Consider the following 18354-nt stretch of genomic DNA (forward strand, 5'->3'; position numbering starts at 1 on the left):
GCTTCCGGAGGGGCGGCCTCTGTACACCGTGGCGAGTGCGGCAGACCATGGGAGCGCTCCCAGCCACCTAGCCACTGGAGATGATCGCAAGTGAGACTCCACCGCGGCCTCCGCAAATGGGCCGTGACCATGACAGCCGCGAGCATCGCGGCCTTAGGACTCGTCGCCGGCCAGAGTACCGCGGCGAACGCCGCCGTCGCCTGCGACGTCACCTACACAGCCAACTCGTGGACGAGCGGCCAGAACCAGGGCGGTTTCACCGCGAACATCACGCTCAAGAACACCGGCGATCCGCTCTCTTCGTGGTCGCTGGCCTTCGACTTCCCGACCACGGGCCAGCAGTACACCCCGAGCGGCTGGGGTGCGAACTGGAGCCAGTCGGGCACCCGCGTCACCGCCACGAACATGCCGTACAACGGCGACCTGGCCACCGGCGCCTCCGTCTCGATCGGCTTCAACGGCACGTGGACCGGCAGCAACCCCGAGCCCACGTCCTTCACCGTGAACGGCACCCCCTGCGGTGACACGCAGACCCCCGCCGAGCCGTCGGTGATCCTGTCGGCCAGCTCCGTGGCCGTCGAGGAGGGCGGCACGGCCTCGATCACCGCCCGCCTGTCGGAGGAGCCCTCCTCGGCCATCACCCTCACCACCGCCCGCACCAGCGGCGACACGGACCTGACGGTCGAGACCGGCGCCACGCTCTCCTTCACGCCGAGCAACTGGGACACCCCGCAGACCATCACGCTGGCCGCCGCACAGGACGACGACGACGAGGCGGGCACCGCCACCTTCAGCGTCGCGGGCAACGGCGTCACCGGCGCCACGTTCACCGCGACCGAGGTGGACGACGACGCCACGGTGGAGCAGGCGATCATCGTGACGCCGACCTCGGTGACCGTCCCCGAGGGCTCGACCGGCACGTTCACCGCGCGCCTCGCCGCCGAGCCGTCCTCCGACGTGACCGTCACCACGACGGCCGGCAGCGGCGACTCCGACCTCACCGTCAGCTCCGGCGGCTCGCTCACGTTCACCGCGTCGAACTGGAACACCCCGCAGACGGTCACCCTGGCCGCCGCGCAGGACTCCGACTCGGTGAACGGCTCCCGCACCTTCACCGTGGCCGCCGACGGCCTGACCCCGCGCACGGTCACCGCCACCGAGGCCGACGACGACGGCGTCTCCACGCCCACCCACGTCGAGAACCCGTACGAGGACGCCACCGGCTACGTCAACCCCGACTGGAGCAGTAAGGCCGCGAACGAGCCCGGCGGCAGCGCCGTCGCGAACATCTCCACCGCCGTGTGGCTCGACCGTATCGCCGCCATCGAGGGCGCGGGCGGCGCCATGGGCCTGCGCGCACACCTGGACGAGGCCGTCAGGCAGGACGCCGCCAACGGCTCCGCGCCGCTGACCATCCAGATCGTCATCTACAACCTGCCCAACCGCGACTGCTCGGCGCTGGCCTCCAACGGTGAGCTGCGCATCTCGGAGAACGGCTTCAACCGCTACAAGTCGGAGTACATCGACCCGATCGCCGAGATCCTCAGCGACTCCGCCTACTCCAACCTGCGCATCGTCACCATCATCGAGCCCGACTCGCTGCCGAACCTCGTCACCAACCTCGACAGGTTCGCCGACTGCCGCGAGGCCAACGGCACCGGCGGCTACCGTGACGGCATCCGGTACGCGCTCGACCAGCTCCATGCGATCCCCAACGTCTACACCTACCTCGACGCCGCCCACCACGCCTGGCTCGGCTGGGACTCGAACTTCCAGCCCGCCGTGAACCTGTTCTACGAGACCGTGGCCGGCACCGCCGACGGCGTGGACAGCGTGGACGGCTTCATCGTCAACACCGCCAACTACTCGGCCACGGTCGAGCCGCACTTCACCATCAACACCACGGTGAACGGCCAGTCGGTCCGCCAGTCCAAGTGGGTGGACTGGAACTACTACGTGGACGAGCAGTCCTTCGCCTCCGACCTGCGCAGCGCCCTGATCTCCAAGGGCTTCCGCTCCGGGCTCGGCATGCTGATCGACACCTCGCGCAACGGCTGGGGCGGCTCCGACCGGCCCACCGGCCCGAGCTCGTCGAACCAAGTGGACGAGTTCGTCGACCAGTCGCGAATCGACCGCCGCATCCACGCCGGCAACTGGTGCAACCAGAGCGGCGCCGGCATGGGTGAGCGTCCGACCGCCTCGCCCGCTCCCGGCTTCGACGCCTACGTGTGGATCAAGCCGCCGGGCGAGTCCGACGGCTCCAGCGAGGAGATCGACAACGACGAGGGCAAGCGGTTCGACCGCATGTGCGACCCGACCTACGAGGGCAACGAGCTCAACGGCTACAACCTGACCGGTGCGCTGCCCAACGCGCCGATCTCCGGCCAGTGGTTCTCGGCCCAGTTCCGCGAGCTGCTCGCCAACGCCTACCCGCCCATCAACTGACAGGCCCGGCCGGCCAGAACCCCGCCTGACCCGGGGCGACGGCCGGCCTGAGGGACTCGCCTGACCCGGGTCCCTCGACTCCCGAAGCGGGGTCCGGACGCCGTACCGGACCCCGCTTCCTCACGCCCGCAGGTAGCCGCCCCGCCCTCCACCCACTCGCGCCCTTTCCAGGCGGACGCGCTCGACCCTCTTGCTCGCCCGCACTCACCTGCCCCCGGCGAAAGGCGCGGGCAGGGCAGTGGCCTGCGCCTGGCCGAAAGCGCAAACCGCGGGGCAGGATCGGGCGCCACCGGCGGGGCGGCGCGTACCGGGCAGCGGTGTGAGCGCGCAGCAGCGGCGGGGCGGCGCGTACCGGCAGCGGTGCGAGCGCGCACCAGCGGCGGGCGCAGCACGTATGGACGCCGGTGGGAGCGCGCGTCAGCGGTGGGTGCGGCGCCAGTCGGCGGCGATCGCCTCCACGTCGAACGGCATCATGTTGAGCGGCGGCCCCGAAAGCCCCGTCCTGATCGCCTCGCGGATCCGCTGGTTGATCTCCTCGATGATGCGCCGTGCCTCGGCCTCGCTGCGGGCGCCGCGCGCCTCGGCCAGCGCGGTCTCAGCGTCCTTGCGGAGCTGCAGCGACGGGGGCAGCGGCATCGCCAGCCCCTCGCTCTCGATCTTCTGCTTGACCCACCAGTTCTCGTCGAGCGGCTTGCCCTGGTCGGGCAGCGGCTTGCCCTTGCCGGGCAGGTCGTCGAACTCGCCGCGCTCCTCCGCCTCGCGGATCTGCCGGTCGATCCAGCTCTCGAACGGCATCCCGATGGGCTTGCGCTGCGTCACGTACGGGTCCTCCTCATGCAAGGTTGTGGCGGGGCGCCAGGGGAGCGCGCCAGCCCAGCACGGCCTCGGTCATGCGTACGGAAGCGACGGTCGCGGCGACGTCGTGCACCCGCAGGATGCGCGCGCCCTTGAGAATGGCGATCACGTTGGCGGCGATCGTGCCCTCCTTGCGCTCGCCCTGGGGCCGGTCGAGCGTCTCGCCGATGAAGTCCTTGTTGGACAGCGCCACCAGCGTCGGATAGCCGATGGCGGTGATCTCCTCCAAGCGGCGGGTCAGCTCCAGCGAGTGGAAGGTGTTCTTGTTGAGGTCGTGGCCGGGGTCGATGATGATCTTCTCCGGCGCGATGCCGGCCTTGAGCGCGTACTCGACCCGTTCGCGCAGGTAGTCGGCCACCTCGGTGACGACGTCGCCGTAACTGGGCCGGAGCACCCGCCGGCCGGGCCCGCCCAGGCTGTGGGTGACGACCACGGCGGCGCCGGTGGCCGCCGCGACCTCGGCGATGCCCGGTTCGCGCAGGCCGTTGGTGTCGTTGATGACGTCGGCGCCGGCCGCGATGGCCGCCTCGGCGACCTCTGGGCGGTGGGTGTCGACCGAGATCACGGCGTCGGTGGCGGCCCTGACCTCGGCGATGACGGGCGCCACCCGGTCGATCTCCTCGGCCGCGCTGATCGGGGCCTGGGCGGCGCTGAAGGCGAAGCCGCCGATGTCGACCCAGTCGGCCCCTTCGTCCACGGCCTTGGTGGCCGCCGCGACCGCCTGGTCGAGCGCGAAGGTGCGGCCCTGGTCGTGGAAGGAGTTGGGCGTCCTGTTGACGATGGCCATGATCGCGACCTGGCGCTCGAAATCGAACTCCCGCCGGCCGAGACGCCGGACGGGAGCGATGATGCCGGATGCTGGGATGTCGCCGCTCACGTGGTGATCCTCTCCGTCCCTTCGAGCCTACCCGGCGGCCGTGCCGGTCAGCCGCGCGCGGGACGGGTTCGCGATCAGGCGGTGAAGCAGCCGGAGCGCCCGTCCCCGGGGGCGGCGACCCTGATCCGCCGCATGCCCCTGCGTACGGGGAGTCCGGCGGCGGGCGGTAACCGCATGGTGAGCAGCACGCTGGTGCCCTCAGGCCCGGTGCGCAGGTCGGCCGTGTCGCACAGGCGGCGCATCAGGTACAGGCCGCGTCCGGTGCTCGCGTTGCCGGACGCCTGTTTGTCGCCGTCCACGTACGGCTCGGGGATGCCCGCGCCCCCATCGCTGATCTCGGCCCTGATCGCGCCGTCGGCCGTCCACAGCCGCAGGTGACCGATGCCGCCCGCGTGCTCCACGGCGTTGACCACGCTCTCGTGGACGGCGAGCACGAAGTCGTCGAGCCGGACGCCGTGCAGCCCGCAGCCGATGGCGTGTTCGCGACTTCGCGGCGCAGCCTGCTGATGTCCTCGGAGGTGAAGGTCTGGCTGAACGACATGCGCATGCGCTCCTCCGTGCCAATTCCGACACAGGCCGCGCTTCAGGACCTCCTGTGTTCGTTCATTTCCCAGACCGCCGGAATTTACACAAAGTCAGAGACTCAGGGGCGTTTGCCCATGCCGGACGCCATCTCGCGCACCCGTCCCGCCGGTCCACTGTCGGGGGCCAGCGGCCCGGTGTCCATGCCCGCGCCCTCGCGCAGCCCTTCGAAGAGCTCCTGCATCGCCTCGTACGACGAGTACCGCGGCGTCCAGCCGAGCACGTCGCGCGCCCGGTCGGTCTTCATCAGCGGGATGCGCAGCGCGAGCTCGAGCAGGCCCGGCGAGGCCGGGAAGAGCCGCAGGGTCCAGCCCGCGGTCACCGCCGCCATGGCCAGCCGCGGCGACACCTTCAGCGTGCGGGTGCCCAGCATGTCGGCCAGGTCGTGCGGGTCGAGCACGGGCTCGGCGGCGATGTTGAACGCCCCGCGCACGGGTTGGGTCACGGCCAGCCGGTACGCCTGCGCCGCGTCTTCGGCGTGCAGCACCTGTAGCCGCAAGCCGGGGATGTCCGGCACGAACGGCACCCGCCCCGCCCTGATCAGCCGCCTGGGCACCAGAGGTCCGGCGAACAGCCGGCGCTGCTCGGTGGCCGCCGCCCGCTGGAAGATGAAGCCGGGCCGCATGCGGACCACGCGGATGCCCGGGTGATCGTGCTCGAAGACGTCGAGCACCCGCTCCACGTACGCCTTCTCCCGCCCGTACGCCGCCCCCGGCCAGCCGTGCGTGGGCCAGCTCTCGTCCACGGGACGGTCCTTGGGCCCCGGCGAGTACGCGCCCACCGACGAGGCGTGCACCAGCGCCCGCACCCCGGCCTCCGCGGCGGCGCGGAAGACGCGCATGCTGCCCAGCACGTTCGCCCGCCAGGTGACGGCGGGGTCCCTGGTCGGCTGGAACAGCCAGGCCAGGTGCACCACCGCGTCGGCGCCGTCGAAGATCCTGGTCAGGTCGGCGGTGGCCACGTCCGCCTGACGCCACTCGGTGCGTTCGGCCTGCCAGCCGGGCATCCGGCGGGCGACCCCGACGATGGAGGTGACGTCGTCGTCCGTGCTCAGGGCACGCACCACGCTGGTGCCCACATTTCCCGTGGCTCCCACCACTACGACTCTCATGGCAGCACCGCTGCCCTGGTCGTGGGCGGCGAAACCCGAGCTCAGGGCTGCAACAGGATCTTCACCGCGCCGTTCGCCTTCTTCTGGAACATCGCGTACGCCTGCGGCGCCTGGTCGAGCGAGAGCCGGTGGGTGGCGAGGTCCATCACGCCCAGCGGGTCGCCGTCGCCGGTGAGCAGCGGCATCAGCGGGCTGATCCAGCGCTTGACGTGCGCCTGCCCCATGCGCAGCGTGATGCCCTTGTCGAACATGCGCAGCATCGGCAGCGGGTCGGTCATCCCACCGTAGACGCCGATGATCGAGATGACGCCGCCGCGCCTGACGGTGTCGATGGCCTGGTGGAGCGCGTGCAGCCGGTCGATGCCCGCGTTGGCCATGAGCGGCGCGGCCACCGCGTCGGGCAGCAGCCCCGTGAGTGTCTGGGCGAGCTTGGCGCCGGGCGAGCCGTGCGCCTCCATGCCGACCGCGTCGATGACGGAGTCGGTGCCGCGCCCCGACGTGCGCTCCCTGACCTCGCCCGGCACGTCGGCGACCTCGCTCGCGTCGATGACCTCGATGCCGTGGCGGCGGGCCATCTCCAGGCGGGCGATGACGCCGTCCACACCGATCACGCGGTGGCCGAGGTGGCGGGCGATGCGGGCGCACATCTGGCCGATCGGGCCGAGGCCGTACACGGTGACGCTGCCGCCCTCGGGGATGTCGGCCCACGCGACGGCCTGCCAGGCGGTGGGCAGCACGTCCGACAGGTAGACGAAGCGCTCGTCCGGCGGCCCCTCCGGGACCTTGATGGGGCCGAACTGGGCCTCGGGCACCCGCAGGTACTCGGCCTGCCCGCCGGGCACCTGGCCGTACAGCCTGGTGTAGCCGTACAGCGCGGCGCCCATGCCCTGGTCGCGCACCTGAGTGGTCTCGCACTGCGCGTACAGCTCGAGGCCGCACATGTGGCAGTGGCCGCAGGAGATGTTGAACGGGATGACGACGCGGTCGCCGGGCTTGAGCGTGGTGATGGCGGAGCCGACCTCCTCGACCACGCCCATGGGCTCGTGCCCGAGGACGTCGCCCTCGGCCATGAAGGGGCCGAGCACCTCGTACAGGTGCAGGTCAGAGCCGCAGATCCCGGTGCTGGTGACCCTGATGATCGCGTCGTTGGGCTCCTTGATGGCCGGGTCGGGCACCTCCTCGACCCGTACGTCGCGCTTGCCGTGCCAGGTGACTGCCTTCATGCTCGTCTCCTCGAAGCCGGAGCAACAAAGGCCGCATACCCCCACATAGAACGCCAAACAGCGTCGCGCGCCGGGCGGCCGCCCTAGACTGCGCGCATGGACAACCCCCTGGAGCCCCGCGCCGACGACAGCGTCCTCGAGCCGCGCGTCCTGCACCGCCCGGCGCAGGAGAGCGTGCGGCCCACCCCGCTGGACTCCGACGAGGAGGCGCGCTTCTACGCCACCATGGCGCAGTGGCTCGCTCAGGAGCTCGCACAGAAGGGCTTCGTACGCCTGGCCGCCGCCGACACCCCGGAACGGCAGCGCCAGTTCCAGGAGGTGGCGCACCGCGCGAGCGAACTGATCCGGCGGCCGATCACCACGACGTCGAGCAGCCACGGCATGACCTTCGAGCTGGCCGGCCACGAGCCCCTGCCCGGCGCCCGCTGAACGCGCCGCATCAGACCCTGCCCGGCGCCCCCAGAACCCGCCGTATCAGATCCTGTCGAGGGCGTGCAGGGCGTCGCCGGCGGCGCGTGCGATGCCCTCGCCGGTCAGCCCGGCCTCGGCCAGCAGCTCCGAGCGCCCGCCCTGGCCGATGAACGCGCACGGCAGCCCGAGGTTGAGCACGCCCTGGCCGGGCCCGCACACCTGGCGCACCAGCGCGCCGACCCCCGAGGCGGCGACGCCGTCCTCGACGGTCACCACCAGCCGGCTGCCGCCGACCGCCTTGCGCAGGTCATCGGAGACCGGGATGACCCACCGCGGATCGACCACGCTCGCCCCGATGCCGGACTCCGCGAGCAGGGCCGCCGCGCTCAGGCACGGCCCGGCCATCGGGCCCACCGCCACCAGCATCACGTCCTGCCCTCCGGAGACCAGCACGTCCACCTCGCCGACGCTGCCGACCGGCGGGATCTCCGCGCCGACCGGCGCCTTGGGGAAGCGCAGCGCGGTGGGCCCCTCGCAGGCGACCGCCTCCTCCAGCAGCTCGCCCAGGCGTACGGTGTCGCGCGGCGCGGCCACCCGCAGCCCCGGCACGATCGCCAGCGTCGCGAGGTCCCACATGCCGTGGTGGCCCGGCCCGTCGGGGCCGGTGATCCCGGCCCTGTCGAGCACGATCGTGACCGGCAGCCGGTGCAGCGCGATGTCCATCAGCACCTGATCGACCGCCCGGCCGAGGAACGCCGCGCAGATCGCGACCACCGGGTGCAGCCCGCTCATCGCCATGCCGGCCGCCGAGGCCATGGCGTGCTGCTCGGCCACGCCGACGTCGAACATGCGGCCGGGAAAGCGCCGCCCGAACGCCGCGAGCCCCGTGGGGCCCGGCATGGCCGCGGTGACCGCGACCAGGTCGCGGCGGCGCTCGCCCAGCGCGCACAGGTGGTCGGAGAAGGCGTGCGTCCACGTGCCGCGCACCGGTGACAGCGGCCGTCCCGTGGCCGGGTCGGAGGCGGGGATGGAGTGCAGGTGCTCGTCAAGGTCCTGCACGGCGGGGCCGTAGCCGCGCCCCTTGCGGGTGACGCAGTGGACGACGACGGGCGCGCGCAGCTCGCGGGCCGTGCGCAGCGCCTGCTCCAGGGCGGCGATGTCGTGGCCGTCGACCGGGCCGAGATAGCGCAGGCCGAGGCTCTCGAACACGGAGACGCCGGGCTCGGCCCGCAGCCGGGAGAGATGCTCGGCGCAGCCGCCCACGGTGGGCGCGTAGGAGCGGCCGTTGTCGTTGAGCACGACGACGACCGGCAGGCTCCGGTCGGCGCCGAGGTTGTTGAGCGCCTCCCAGGCCACGCCGCCGGTGAGCGCGCCGTCGCCGACCACCGCGACCACCGGCCTGCCGCCGTCGCCGGCCAGCCTGCGCGCCTTGGCCATGCCGTCGGCGTAGGCGAGCGCGGTGGAGGAATGGGAGCCGTCGACGTGGTCGTGCGGCGACTCGGCCCTGCTCGGGTAGCCGCTCAGCCCGCCGCGCACGCGCAGCTCGTCGAAGGCGTCGCGGCGGCCGGTGAGGATCTTGTGGACGTACGCCTGATGGCCGGTGTCGAAGATGATCGCATCGTCCGGCGAGTCGAACACCCGGTGCAGCGCGATCGTCAGCTCGACGACGCCGAGATTGGAGCCCAGATGGCCGCCCCGCGCGCTCACCTTCTCGATGAGGAAGTCACGGATCTCGCGGGCCAGCGACGGCAACCGCCAGGAGGGCAGGGCCCGCAGGTCGTCGGGGGTGGACACGTGGGGCAGCACCGTCTTCATGACATCCCCTGGCCGCGTGACTGCTGTGGCAAAAGAAAACCCGAGCCACAAAAGATACTTTACACAATCCGTATCGGATGAGTAACTAGGTGTAGTGACGGACGACAGAAGGGCCGCGCGTATGCCGGTGAGCTTCCCGCAGCACTCCCTTGGTTCCCGCATCGACAAGCGACTCGGCGAGTTCCTCGATGCCTGGGGCAACCCGGTCTCCGACCCCGGCGTCGAGGCGGCGTACGGACTGCTGGCGGACTTCATCCTCGGCGGCGGCAAACGCGTGCGGCCGCAGCTGTGCTACTGGGGCTGGCGCGGCGCGGGCGGCGACGACTGCGAAGAGATCATCACCGCGGCCGCCGCGCTTGAGCTGTGCCACGCGGGCCTGCTGATCCACGACGACATCATGGACGGCAGCGACCTGCGCCGCGGGCAGGCCACCGTGCACCGCAGCCTGTCGGCCCTGCACAAGGGACCGGGCGCGGAGGCGTTCGGCAGGGCCGGCGGCATCCTGCTCGGCACGCTGAGCCTGGCCTGGTCCGACGCGCTGCTGTCGTCGTGCGGCGTCGAGGCGGACCGGCTGCGCGCCGCGCACCACCTGTTCGACGCCATGCGCACCGAGGTCATCAGCGGCCAGTACCTCGACGTGCTGGCCCAGCTCCGCGCGGGTGCGACCGAGGCGCAGGCGCTGACCGTGATCCGCTACAAGAGCGCGAAATACACCGTCGAGCGGCCGCTGCAGATCGGCGGCGCGCTGGCCGGCGCCCCGCCCGACCTGCTCGACGCCTACTCCAGGTTCGGGGTGCCGCTCGGCGAGGCGTTCCAGCTCCGCGACGACGTGCTCGGCACGTTCGGCTCGGCCGAGGAGACCGGCAAGTCGGCGCTCGACGACCTGCGCGAGGGCAAGCAGACCGTGATGTACGCCCACGCCGTGCAGCACGCCTCCCCCGCCCAGCTCGCCCACCTGCGGACCTGGCACGGCAACCCCGAGCTGACCGAGGAGCGCGCCGAGGAGGTGCGCCGCATCCTCATCGACACCGGCGCGCTGGCCAGGGTCGAGAACATGATCGAAGACCGCGTCCGCCAGGCCGTGGCGGCGCTGGACGAGGCGCAGATCAAGCCCGAGGCGGCCGGCGTGCTCGCCGAGATGGCCGACCAGCTCGCACATCGCAGCAAGTGAGGGGATCCCCACATGGGACGGGTGCTGCTCGCGGCCCCGCGCGGCTACTGCGCGGGCGTCGAACGCGCGATCGTCACCGTCGAGGAGGCGCTGCGGCGCTTCGGACCGCCGGTCTACGTGCGCAAGCAGATCGTGCACAACACGTTCGTGGTGGACGACCTGACCAGGCGGGGCGCGGTGTTCGTCGAGGAGCTGGACGAGGTGCCCGAGGGCGCGCTCGTCGTGTTCTCCGCGCACGGCGTCGCCCCGGCGGTGAAGGAGGCGGCGGGCCTGCGCGGCCTGCGCACCATCGACGCCACCTGCCCGCTCGTCACCAAGGTGCACAAGGAGGCGGCCAGGATGGCCGAGGCCGGGCACCAGATCGTGCTCATCGGGCACGCCGAGCACGAAGAGGTCGAGGGCACGGTGGGCGAGGCCCCGGGGCGCATCCACGTCATGGACCCGGCCAGGCCGGACGAGCTGGCGCTCGACGGCTCGGAGCCGGTGAGCTGGGTCTCGCAGACCACGCTGGCCGTGGACGAGACGATGCGGGCGGTCGCCGGGCTGCGCGACCGCTTCCCCGGCCTGGTCGATCCGCCCAGCGACGACATCTGCTACGCCAGCCAGAACCGCCAGGAGGCGGTCGCCAGGATCGCGCCCGAGTGCGAGCTGGTCGTCGTGGTCGGCTCGGCCAACTCCTCCAACTCGCGGCGGCTCGTCGAGGTGGCGCTGAACGCCGGCGCGGACGCGGCCCACCTGATCGACCGGGCCGCCGACGCCGACGAGCGCTGGCTCGACGGCGTGCGCACGGTCGGCGTCAGCTCCGGCGCGTCCGTGCCCGAGCCGCTGGTCGGCGAATTACTCGACTGGCTCTCGGCCCGCGGGTTCGCCGACGTCCAGCCGGTGACCCTGGCCGAGGAGACGCTCACGTTCTCCCTTCCGCTCGAACTCCGTTCATCCCGCAACCCCGGCTAGTCCGCACATAGAGATTGGTGGTGCACGATGACAGAAACGACCCACTCGACCGCGCCCAACGCCAACGGCAACGGGGGCATCAACGGCAACGGGCAGCTCAGCCTCAGTACCGACGCCGCCAGACAGCTCGCGACGACGACCAAGACGCCGCCGCAGATGCAGGAGATCACCACGCGCTGGCTGCTGCGGCTGCTGCCGTGGGTCCAGTGCTCCGGCGGCGTGTTCCGGGTGAACCGGCGACTGACGTACACACTGGGTGATGGCCGGATCACCTTCAGCACCACCGGCGCCGACGTGCGGGTGATCCCGGCCGAGCTGACGGAGCTGCCGATGTTGCGCGGCTTCGACGACATGGAGGTGCTTGAGGCGCTTGCCGACCGCTTCACCCAGCACGAGATCGCACCCGACGAGGAGATCGTCGCCGAGGGCGGCGAGGTGGACCGGCTGGTGCTCATCGCGCACGGGCGGGTGGCGAAGATCGGGCGGGGCGCGTACGGCGACGAGCAGAGCCTCGGCGTGCTGGCCGACGGCGACTACCTCGGCGAGCAGACGCTCGTCCAGGGCGGCAGGTACGAGTTCAGCGCCCGCGCCAAGACCACGACCACCGTCCTGACGCTCTCCAGGCAGGACTACGAGCAGATCGCCGAGCGCTCACCCGCCCTGCGCGAGCACGTCGAGACCTGGCGCACCAGCGGCTCGCGCGCCCAGAACGACTACGGCGAGGCCGCGATCAACCTGTCGGCGGGCCACGTCGGCGAGGCCGAGCTGCCCGGCACGTTCGTGGACTACGAGACGAGCCCCCGCGAGTACGAGCTGAGCGTCGCCCAGACCGTCCTGCGCGTGCACAGCCGCGTCTCCGACCTCTACAACCAGCCGATGAGCCAGCTCGATCAGCAGCTCCGCCTCACCATCGAGGCCCTGCGCGAGCGCCAGGAGGACGAGCTGATCAACAACCGCGACTTCGGCCTGCTCCACAACGCCGACTTCAGCCAGCGCATCCGCACGCGCTCCGGCCCTCCCACCCCTGACGACCTCGACGACCTGCTGTCCACGGTGTGGAAGGAGCCCTCGTTCTTCCTCGCGCACCCGCAGGCCATCGCCGCGTTCGGCCGCGAGTGCAGCAAGCGCGGCGTCTACCCGCAGTCGACCGAGGTGAACGGCCACCGCGTGCCGGCCTGGCGGGGTGTCCCGATCTTCCCGTGCAACAAGATCCCGATCAGCAACGCGCGGACCACGTCGTTCCTGCTGATGCGCACCGGCCAGGAGAACCAGGGCGTCGTCGGCCTGCACCAGACCGGCATCCCCGACGAATACCAGCCCAGCCTGTCGGTGCGGTTCATGGGGATCAACGAGAAGGCCGTCATCTCCTACCTGGTCAGCGTCTACTACTCGGCCGCCGTTCTGGTGCCCGACGCGCTGGGCGTGCTGGAGGACGTCGAGCTCGGCCGCATCGGTTAGAACGTTCCACGGCCCCGTCCGCCACCCCTGGCGGGCGGGGCCGCTTGCCGCCCTGCCCCGTGATGACGCGAAGGAGTCGACCATGACGCAGCCGTTCGAACTGCCGGACTTCTACCTGCCATATCCCGCCCGGCTCAACCGGCACCTGGACGAGGCGCGCGTGCACTCCAAACAGTGGGCGCGCGACATGGGCATGCTCGAAGGCTCGGGCGTCTGGGAGGAGGCGGACCTCGACGCCCACGACTATCCGCTGATGTGCGCCTACACCCACCCCGACTGCGACGCGGCCGAGCTCGGCCTGATCACCGACTGGTACGTGTGGGTGTTCTTCTTCGACGACCACTTCCTGGAGTTCTTCAAGCGCACCGGCGACCTGGCGGGCGGCAAGGAGTACCTGGCGCGGCTGGCCGCCTTCATGCCGATGGGGGCGGACCTGAGCGTGCCCGAGCCGCAGAACCCGGTGGAGGCGGGCCTGGCCGACCTGTGGCCGCGTACGGTGCCGAGCATGTCGCTCGACTGGCGGGCCCGCTTCGCCGGGAGCACCCGCAACCTGCTCAACGAGTCGCTGTGGGAGCTGGCCAACATCAACCGCGGCCGGGTCGCCAACCCCGTCGAGTACATCGAGATGCGGCGCAAGGTCGGCGGCGCCCCCTGGTCGGCCGGGCTCGTGGAGCACGCGGTCGGCGCGGAGGTGCCGGCTCAGATCGCGGAGAGCCTGCCGCTGCGGGTGCTCAAGGACGCCTTCTCCGACGCCGTGCACCTGCGCAACGACCTGTTCTCCTACCAGCGCGAGGTCGCCGAGGAGGGCGAGCTGAGCAACGGGGTGCTGGTGCTGGAGAGGTTCCTCGGCTGCTCCACGCAGGAGGCCGCGAACGCGGTCAACGACCTGCTGACCTCGCGGCTGCAGCAGTTCGAGCACACCGCGGTCTTCGAGCTGGGCCCGCTGTTCGTGGAGCACGGCATCGACCCGCTCAGCGCCGCCGGGGTGGCGGCGTACGTGAAGGGGCTGCAGGACTGGCAGGCCGGCGGGCACGAGTGGCACATGCGCTCAAGCCGCTACATGAACGAGCGGGCCGGGGCGAGCAGGCCGCTCGGCATGTCGTCGGTGATCGATTTACTGGGTGCCAAGCGGGTGCGCTCGTTCACGCACGTGCCGTACCAGCGGGTCGGGCCGTCGCGCATCCCCGACCTGTACGTGCCGTTCCCGCTGCGCCTGTCGCCCCACCTCGACCGGGCGCGGCGCAACCTCGTGACCTGGTGCCACGAAATGGGCATCCTGGAGCCGTCGCACGGGGTCGCCGGGCCCGCCGTCTGGGACGAGGCCAAGCTCGTCGATTACGACCTGCCGCTGTGCGCCGCCGGCATCCACCCCGACGCCACACCCGAGGAGCTGGACCTGGCCTCGGCGTGGCTGGCGTGGGGCACGTACGGCGACGACTACTTCCCCGTCGTCTTCGGCCGCACCCGCAACCTGGCCGCCGCCAAGGTCGCGGTCGCGCGGTTCGGTGCGTTCATGCCGCTCGACGGCACGCCCGCGCCGCCGCCCGCCAACGCTCTGGAGCGGTCGCTCGCCGACATCTGGGCGCGTACGGCGGGGCCGATGCCGCGGGAGGACAGGCGCAAGCTGCGGGAGGCGGTGGAGGCGATGTGCGAGAGCTGGCTGTGGGAGCTGGCCGGCGAGATCGCCCACCACATTCCCGACCCGGTCGACTACGTCGAGATGCGGCGCTCGACGTTCGGCTCGCAGCTCACGATGAGCCTGAGCCGGCTGCGGCACTCCGAGGACATCCCCGAGGAGTTCTATGCCAGCGGGCCGATGGTGGCGCTGGTCAACGCCATGATGGACGCGGGCACGCTGGTCAACGACGTGTTCTCGTACCAGAAGGAGATCGAGTTCGAAGGCGAGGTGCACAACGCGATCCTCGTCGTCCAGAACTTCTTCGACTGCGACTACCCGACCGCGCTGGGCGTCGTGGACGACCTGATGGCCTCGCGGGTGCGGCAGTTCGAGCACATCGTGGCCAACGAGCTGCCCATCGTCTGCGACGACTTCGGCCTCGGCGAGGAGGCGCGGCGCGACCTCGACGGCTTCCTCGAGGAGCTGCGCAACTGGCTGGCCGCGATACTCAACTGGCACCACAACTGCCGCCGCTACGACGAGCCCTCGCTGCTGCGGCACCATCAAGCGCCGCGGCCGCGCTTCCACGGGCCGAGCGGGCTCGGCACCTCGGCCGCGGTGATCAGGCCGCCGGGGGCCGTCAGCCCTGTCGCGTAGGTGATCAGGGTGCCTGGGGCTGTTGCGTAGGCACGTGGATCCTGGGCTGGTAGAACCAGCCCATCATCCGCAGCAGCCGGCGCTGGTAGGGCGTCACGTTGTAGAGGCGGATCCAGCGCTCCGACGGCGGCACCGTCGGCATCGCCAGCACGCGCAGCCCCGACACGTCGACGAAGGTCAGCTTTCCGGTGTCCACCACGATGTAGGTGCCCTGGCGGATGCTCTCCAGGGCGCCGGCCACCGCGCGGCTGTTGGTCGCGTCGATCTCGCCGACCAGCGCGACCGCCGGCACGGGCGGCAGGCCCGGCGGCGCGGCCGTGGTGATGGTCAGCTGCCGGTCCTGGTACAGCAGCCGTTCCTGAACGCTCACGCTCCCCCGCACCCCCCAACACGCTCTTTCTGGGGGTTGTCGCCGTACGCACCTGCGGATCCCCCCGCACGCGCTTTCCGGCGATTAATCCGAAACCTAGGCTACACGAAACATGCCGGGCATCGGATTTTTCGTCGGATAATGACCGTTTTATCGGATAAAGCTGAAGTTGACGGTCTCGCGGGGCCTGTCCGGAGTTGCGAGGTGCTGCGGAGGCGGGGACGACGGGCTTTACCGAGGATCTATGAAGTCGCTCGGAGGGTCGGCGATCTGCCCTTTATCAGTGGAAATTTCACCCTATTGCGTACGTACCCCGATGGCGTTTTGTCGGCATAGAGAGCGAGAAAAGCCACAGAGGAGACAACTGCGGGCAGGGCGGCCACATCGGCCCCTGGCGCGGCTCGGATCGGGAGCGCGGATGTGCCATGGACCAGGAACGGAGACGGCAAGAACGGCGCGGACGGCCGGTACGGCGTAGGCAGCAGGACCTGTGGACACGGCCGGACCGATGGACACGGCCGGACCGGCGAAGACGGCCTGCCTTGCGGATACGGCGGGCCTTGCGGCGACGGCCTGAACGGCGGGGACGGCCTGCGGGAACGGCGGCGCGGGCGGCGGCGGTGGGGATGGCGGTGCTGGTGTCCTGTCTCCTCGCCCCTAGCAGCGCCGCCGCTCGGGCGACGGCGGGTGGGATCGCGTTGCGGGCGGCGCTGGAGATGATCGGGACGCCGTACTCGTGGGGCGGCGGCGGGGTGAACGGCCCCGGCTACGGCATCGGGCACGGCGCCGCCACCAAGGGCTTCGACTGCTCAGGCCTGACCGAGTACGCCTACGCGCGGGCGGGCGCCCTCATCGGCACCACCACGTACGAGCAGTGGCGCGCAGGCGTCAGGATCACGCGTGACCTGCTGGAACCAGGTGACCTGGTCTTCTACGACAGCGACAAGAAGACGCCGGGACCCGAGCACGTGGCGCTGGCGGTGGACGATCAGCGCATCGTGCACGCGCCGCACACCGGCGCGTACGTGCGCATCGACCCGCTGGACCGCGCCGACCTGCTCGGCTTCGTCCGCGTGGAGGTCGGCCGCGGCGACCCAGACCGCTGACCGGCCGCGTGCCCGTGAAGCGGCCCGTCTCCTGGGGAGCCCGCCGCGTGCCCGTGAAACGGCCCGCCTCCTAATACTCCAGCCGCATTTAGTGATCGATGATTCGTCGCTGTCGCTGGTAATGGCAGCGGCGGGCGCGGGCTTGATGCCGACGTCGCCACTGTGACCAGCGGATTCGATGACTGGCAGGGTGCCGGGGCTGGGCAAGATGAGCATGCAGACGCCGGATCTCGTTGACGGTAAGCGGGATCAGCTCGCCGGAATCGTCACCGTTCGCACCCTCAAGCTGTGATCGTCCCTGTCGGCAGGGCCCCCTGTGTGGCCAGGCCCGAGAAAGCCTCGCCCTGCTGAGCGCCCGTTGCGCCGGGTGGGCCGGCGGCGAGGAAAGCCAGGTGAGCGTGAGCGACCATGGCCAACGTGACGTGCCGATACCAGGCCAGGTGCTTGCGGACCTGGTAATGGTCCAGGCCGACCTCGTTCTTGGTGGCCTGGAAGCATTCCTCCACGCTCCACCGCGATCCCGCCACTCGCACCAGCTCCGGCAGCGCGACCGGGCCGGTGGCCCAGCAGGTGTAGAACGCCAGCTCGCCGGAATCAGTGATGGAGCGGCGGGCCAGCAGCCACTCGGCCGGGCCGAGCGGGATCCACGCCCAGTCGTAGTAGCGGTGGCCCTTGGCACCCTGGCCGCAGGAGTAACGCTGCCACGCCTGCTCCTCCAGCGCGGCGAAGACCTCATCGGCACGCATCTTCCGGCCGGCCAGCACGATCGGGTGGTCACAGGAGACAGCGAACACGTAGCTCAAACCCCGGCTGCGGCACCGCTCACGCAACACGGGGTTGTCGCCGTAGCCCTCATCCGCGGTGAGCCAGGCGAAGGTGAGCAGCGGATCGTCGGCGGCCCGCTCGATCATCCTCCAGGCCAGCTCCGGTTTGGTCGCGAACTCCACCTGCTCCGGGATGCCGGCGTCGGTGCGCCGCTCGGGTGCGGTGAACCAGGAAGCGGGCAGATACAGTTCCCGGTCGATCAGCACCCGTTGCCGGCCGGGGTGCAGGTAGGAGGCGAACACTCCGACCTGACAGTTGGTGATCTTTCCGGCCGTGCCGGTGTACTGGCGCTGCACCCCGGCCGAGCGGCGGCCCTTCTTCTCGAACCCGGTGTCGTCGACCACCAGCACCCCGTCCAGGCACCCGAGCCGCTCGGCGACCTGGGCCCGCAGTGCATCCCGGACCGCATCGACGTCCCAGCGGGCGTGGTTGAGCAGTCGTTGCATCCCGTCGGGTGTCGCGTCTCCGGCGAACTCGGCCAGGGACCAGCCGTTCTTGCGTTCCAGCGAACTCAGCAGGCCCAGCAGGTAACCACGCGCTCTGATCCGCGGCTCACGCCGGCCGAAGAACGGTGCCACTACCTGCGCGAACAGGTCATCGAACGCATCGGCCCATACACGCGGGTCGATTTCGGCTACCGTGGCTGCCACGGCCACCGCCGATCATCTGGATTCCACACACCCACATGATCACTGCGGTGGCCGTCTCACGTCTCAGCCTCGACCAGATCGAGATCTCGAAGTGCGGCTGGAGTACTAAGGAGCCGGCCGCATGCCCGTGAAACGGCCCGCCTCCCGGGGAGCCGGCCGCGCACTCCCGGCAAGGCCGTGCACTCCCGCTAAGGCGGTGCACCCTATTAGTACGTGAAAAGGATTA

At 70.9% G+C, this 18354-nt stretch carries 15 protein-coding genes; 7 read left to right on the forward strand and 8 right to left on the reverse strand.

From position 1 onward, the window contains the following. Positions 1–129 precede the first annotated feature (129 nt). Positions 130–2445, forward strand: a complete 2316-nt coding sequence (locus ACFMQL_RS12050; RefSeq protein WP_378785701.1) for a glycoside hydrolase family 6 protein — start codon at positions 130–132, stop codon at positions 2443–2445. A gap of 417 nt (positions 2446–2862) precedes the next feature. Here ACFMQL_RS12050 and ACFMQL_RS12055 read toward each other — a convergent pair whose 3' ends face one another. The 5 genes from ACFMQL_RS12055 to ACFMQL_RS12075 form a co-directional block, all read right to left on the reverse strand. After that, positions 2863–3264, reverse strand: a complete 402-nt coding sequence (locus tag ACFMQL_RS12055) for a DUF1992 domain-containing protein (RefSeq protein ID WP_364063833.1) — start codon at positions 3262–3264, stop codon at positions 2863–2865. A gap of 13 nt (positions 3265–3277) precedes the next feature. Continuing rightward, complete coding sequence (gene folP / locus ACFMQL_RS12060) at positions 3278–4177, reverse strand: dihydropteroate synthase (protein WP_378785703.1); 900 nt, start codon at positions 4175–4177, stop codon at positions 3278–3280. A 74-nt stretch (positions 4178–4251) separates the two neighbouring features. Then, positions 4252–4791: an ATP-binding protein gene (locus tag ACFMQL_RS12065; protein WP_378790153.1), complete on the reverse strand. Its 540-nt coding sequence runs from the start codon at positions 4789–4791 to the stop codon at positions 4252–4254. A 29-nt stretch (positions 4792–4820) separates the two neighbouring features. Beyond that, the gene (locus ACFMQL_RS12070) at positions 4821–5870 is read right to left on the reverse strand and encodes an NAD-dependent epimerase/dehydratase family protein (RefSeq protein ID WP_364063840.1); all 1050 of its coding nucleotides are present in this window, start codon (positions 5868–5870) and stop codon (positions 4821–4823) included. A 41-nt stretch (positions 5871–5911) separates the two neighbouring features. Beyond that, positions 5912–7093: a zinc-dependent alcohol dehydrogenase gene (locus ACFMQL_RS12075; RefSeq protein WP_378785706.1), complete on the reverse strand. Its 1182-nt coding sequence runs from the start codon at positions 7091–7093 to the stop codon at positions 5912–5914. A gap of 96 nt (positions 7094–7189) precedes the next feature. On the opposite strand from ACFMQL_RS12075, the gene ACFMQL_RS12080 reads away from it, so the two are divergent. Next, positions 7190–7522: a hypothetical protein gene (locus ACFMQL_RS12080; RefSeq protein WP_378785708.1), complete on the forward strand. Its 333-nt coding sequence runs from the start codon at positions 7190–7192 to the stop codon at positions 7520–7522. Between the two features lie 45 nt (positions 7523–7567). On the opposite strand, the gene ACFMQL_RS12085 is transcribed toward ACFMQL_RS12080, so the two are convergent. Further along, positions 7568–9319, reverse strand: coding sequence for a 1-deoxy-D-xylulose-5-phosphate synthase (locus tag ACFMQL_RS12085; protein WP_378785709.1), 1752 nt, complete (start codon positions 9317–9319; stop codon positions 7568–7570). Positions 9320–9413: 94 nt separating this feature from the next. On the opposite strand from ACFMQL_RS12085, the gene ACFMQL_RS12090 reads away from it, so the two are divergent. The 4 genes from ACFMQL_RS12090 (at position 9414) to ACFMQL_RS12105 (ending at position 15177) form a co-directional block, all read left to right on the forward strand. Next, positions 9414–10490, forward strand: coding sequence for a polyprenyl synthetase family protein (locus ACFMQL_RS12090; RefSeq protein WP_364063851.1), 1077 nt, complete (start codon positions 9414–9416; stop codon positions 10488–10490). 21 nt (positions 10491–10511) lie between these two features. Next, positions 10512–11444, forward strand: coding sequence for a 4-hydroxy-3-methylbut-2-enyl diphosphate reductase (locus ACFMQL_RS12095; protein WP_364064744.1), 933 nt, complete (start codon positions 10512–10514; stop codon positions 11442–11444). A 27-nt stretch (positions 11445–11471) separates the two neighbouring features. Then, positions 11472–12902, forward strand: a complete 1431-nt coding sequence (locus ACFMQL_RS12100) for a family 2B encapsulin nanocompartment shell protein (RefSeq protein ID WP_364063853.1) — start codon at positions 11472–11474, stop codon at positions 12900–12902. An 82-nt stretch (positions 12903–12984) separates the two neighbouring features. Then, positions 12985–15177, forward strand: a complete 2193-nt coding sequence (locus ACFMQL_RS12105; RefSeq protein WP_378785710.1) for a germacradienol/geosmin synthase — start codon at positions 12985–12987, stop codon at positions 15175–15177. 4 nt (positions 15178–15181) lie between these two features. On the opposite strand, the gene ACFMQL_RS12110 is transcribed toward ACFMQL_RS12105, so the two are convergent. Next, positions 15182–15547: an STAS domain-containing protein gene (locus ACFMQL_RS12110; protein ID WP_364063858.1), complete on the reverse strand. Its 366-nt coding sequence runs from the start codon at positions 15545–15547 to the stop codon at positions 15182–15184. Positions 15548–16173: 626 nt separating this feature from the next. On the opposite strand from ACFMQL_RS12110, the gene ACFMQL_RS12115 reads away from it, so the two are divergent. Next, positions 16174–16653: a C40 family peptidase gene (locus tag ACFMQL_RS12115; protein WP_364063861.1), complete on the forward strand. Its 480-nt coding sequence runs from the start codon at positions 16174–16176 to the stop codon at positions 16651–16653. Positions 16654–16934: 281 nt separating this feature from the next. Here ACFMQL_RS12115 and ACFMQL_RS12120 read toward each other — a convergent pair whose 3' ends face one another. Further along, positions 16935–18071 carry an IS701 family transposase gene (locus ACFMQL_RS12120; protein WP_364070935.1) on the reverse strand — a complete coding sequence of 379 codons (1137 nt, stop codon included), beginning with the start codon at positions 18069–18071 and terminating at the stop codon, positions 16935–16937. Positions 18072–18354: the final 283 nt, after the last annotated feature.

The sequence above is a fragment of the Nonomuraea fastidiosa genome, from assembly GCF_042751225.1.
Taxonomy (GTDB): Bacteria; Actinomycetota; Actinomycetes; order Streptosporangiales; family Streptosporangiaceae; genus Nonomuraea; species Nonomuraea fastidiosa.

Coding starts and splice junctions, on each gene's coding strand:
- ACFMQL_RS12075 (WP_378785706.1), bottom strand. CDS start 7,093: ATGAAGGCAGTCACCTGGCACGGCAAGCGCGACGTACGGGTCGAGGAG.
- ACFMQL_RS12070 (WP_364063840.1), bottom strand. CDS start 5,870: ATGAGAGTCGTAGTGGTGGGAGCCACGGGAAATGTGGGCACCAGCGTG.
- ACFMQL_RS12100 (WP_364063853.1), top strand. CDS start 11,472: ATGACAGAAACGACCCACTCGACCGCGCCCAACGCCAACGGCAACGGG.
- ACFMQL_RS12050 (WP_378785701.1), top strand. CDS start 130: ATGACAGCCGCGAGCATCGCGGCCTTAGGACTCGTCGCCGGCCAGAGT.
- ACFMQL_RS12115 (WP_364063861.1), top strand. CDS start 16,174: ATGGCGGTGCTGGTGTCCTGTCTCCTCGCCCCTAGCAGCGCCGCCGCT.
- ACFMQL_RS12105 (WP_378785710.1), top strand. CDS start 12,985: ATGACGCAGCCGTTCGAACTGCCGGACTTCTACCTGCCATATCCCGCC.
- ACFMQL_RS12085 (WP_378785709.1), bottom strand. CDS start 9,319: ATGAAGACGGTGCTGCCCCACGTGTCCACCCCCGACGACCTGCGGGCC.
- ACFMQL_RS12080 (WP_378785708.1), top strand. CDS start 7,190: ATGGACAACCCCCTGGAGCCCCGCGCCGACGACAGCGTCCTCGAGCCG.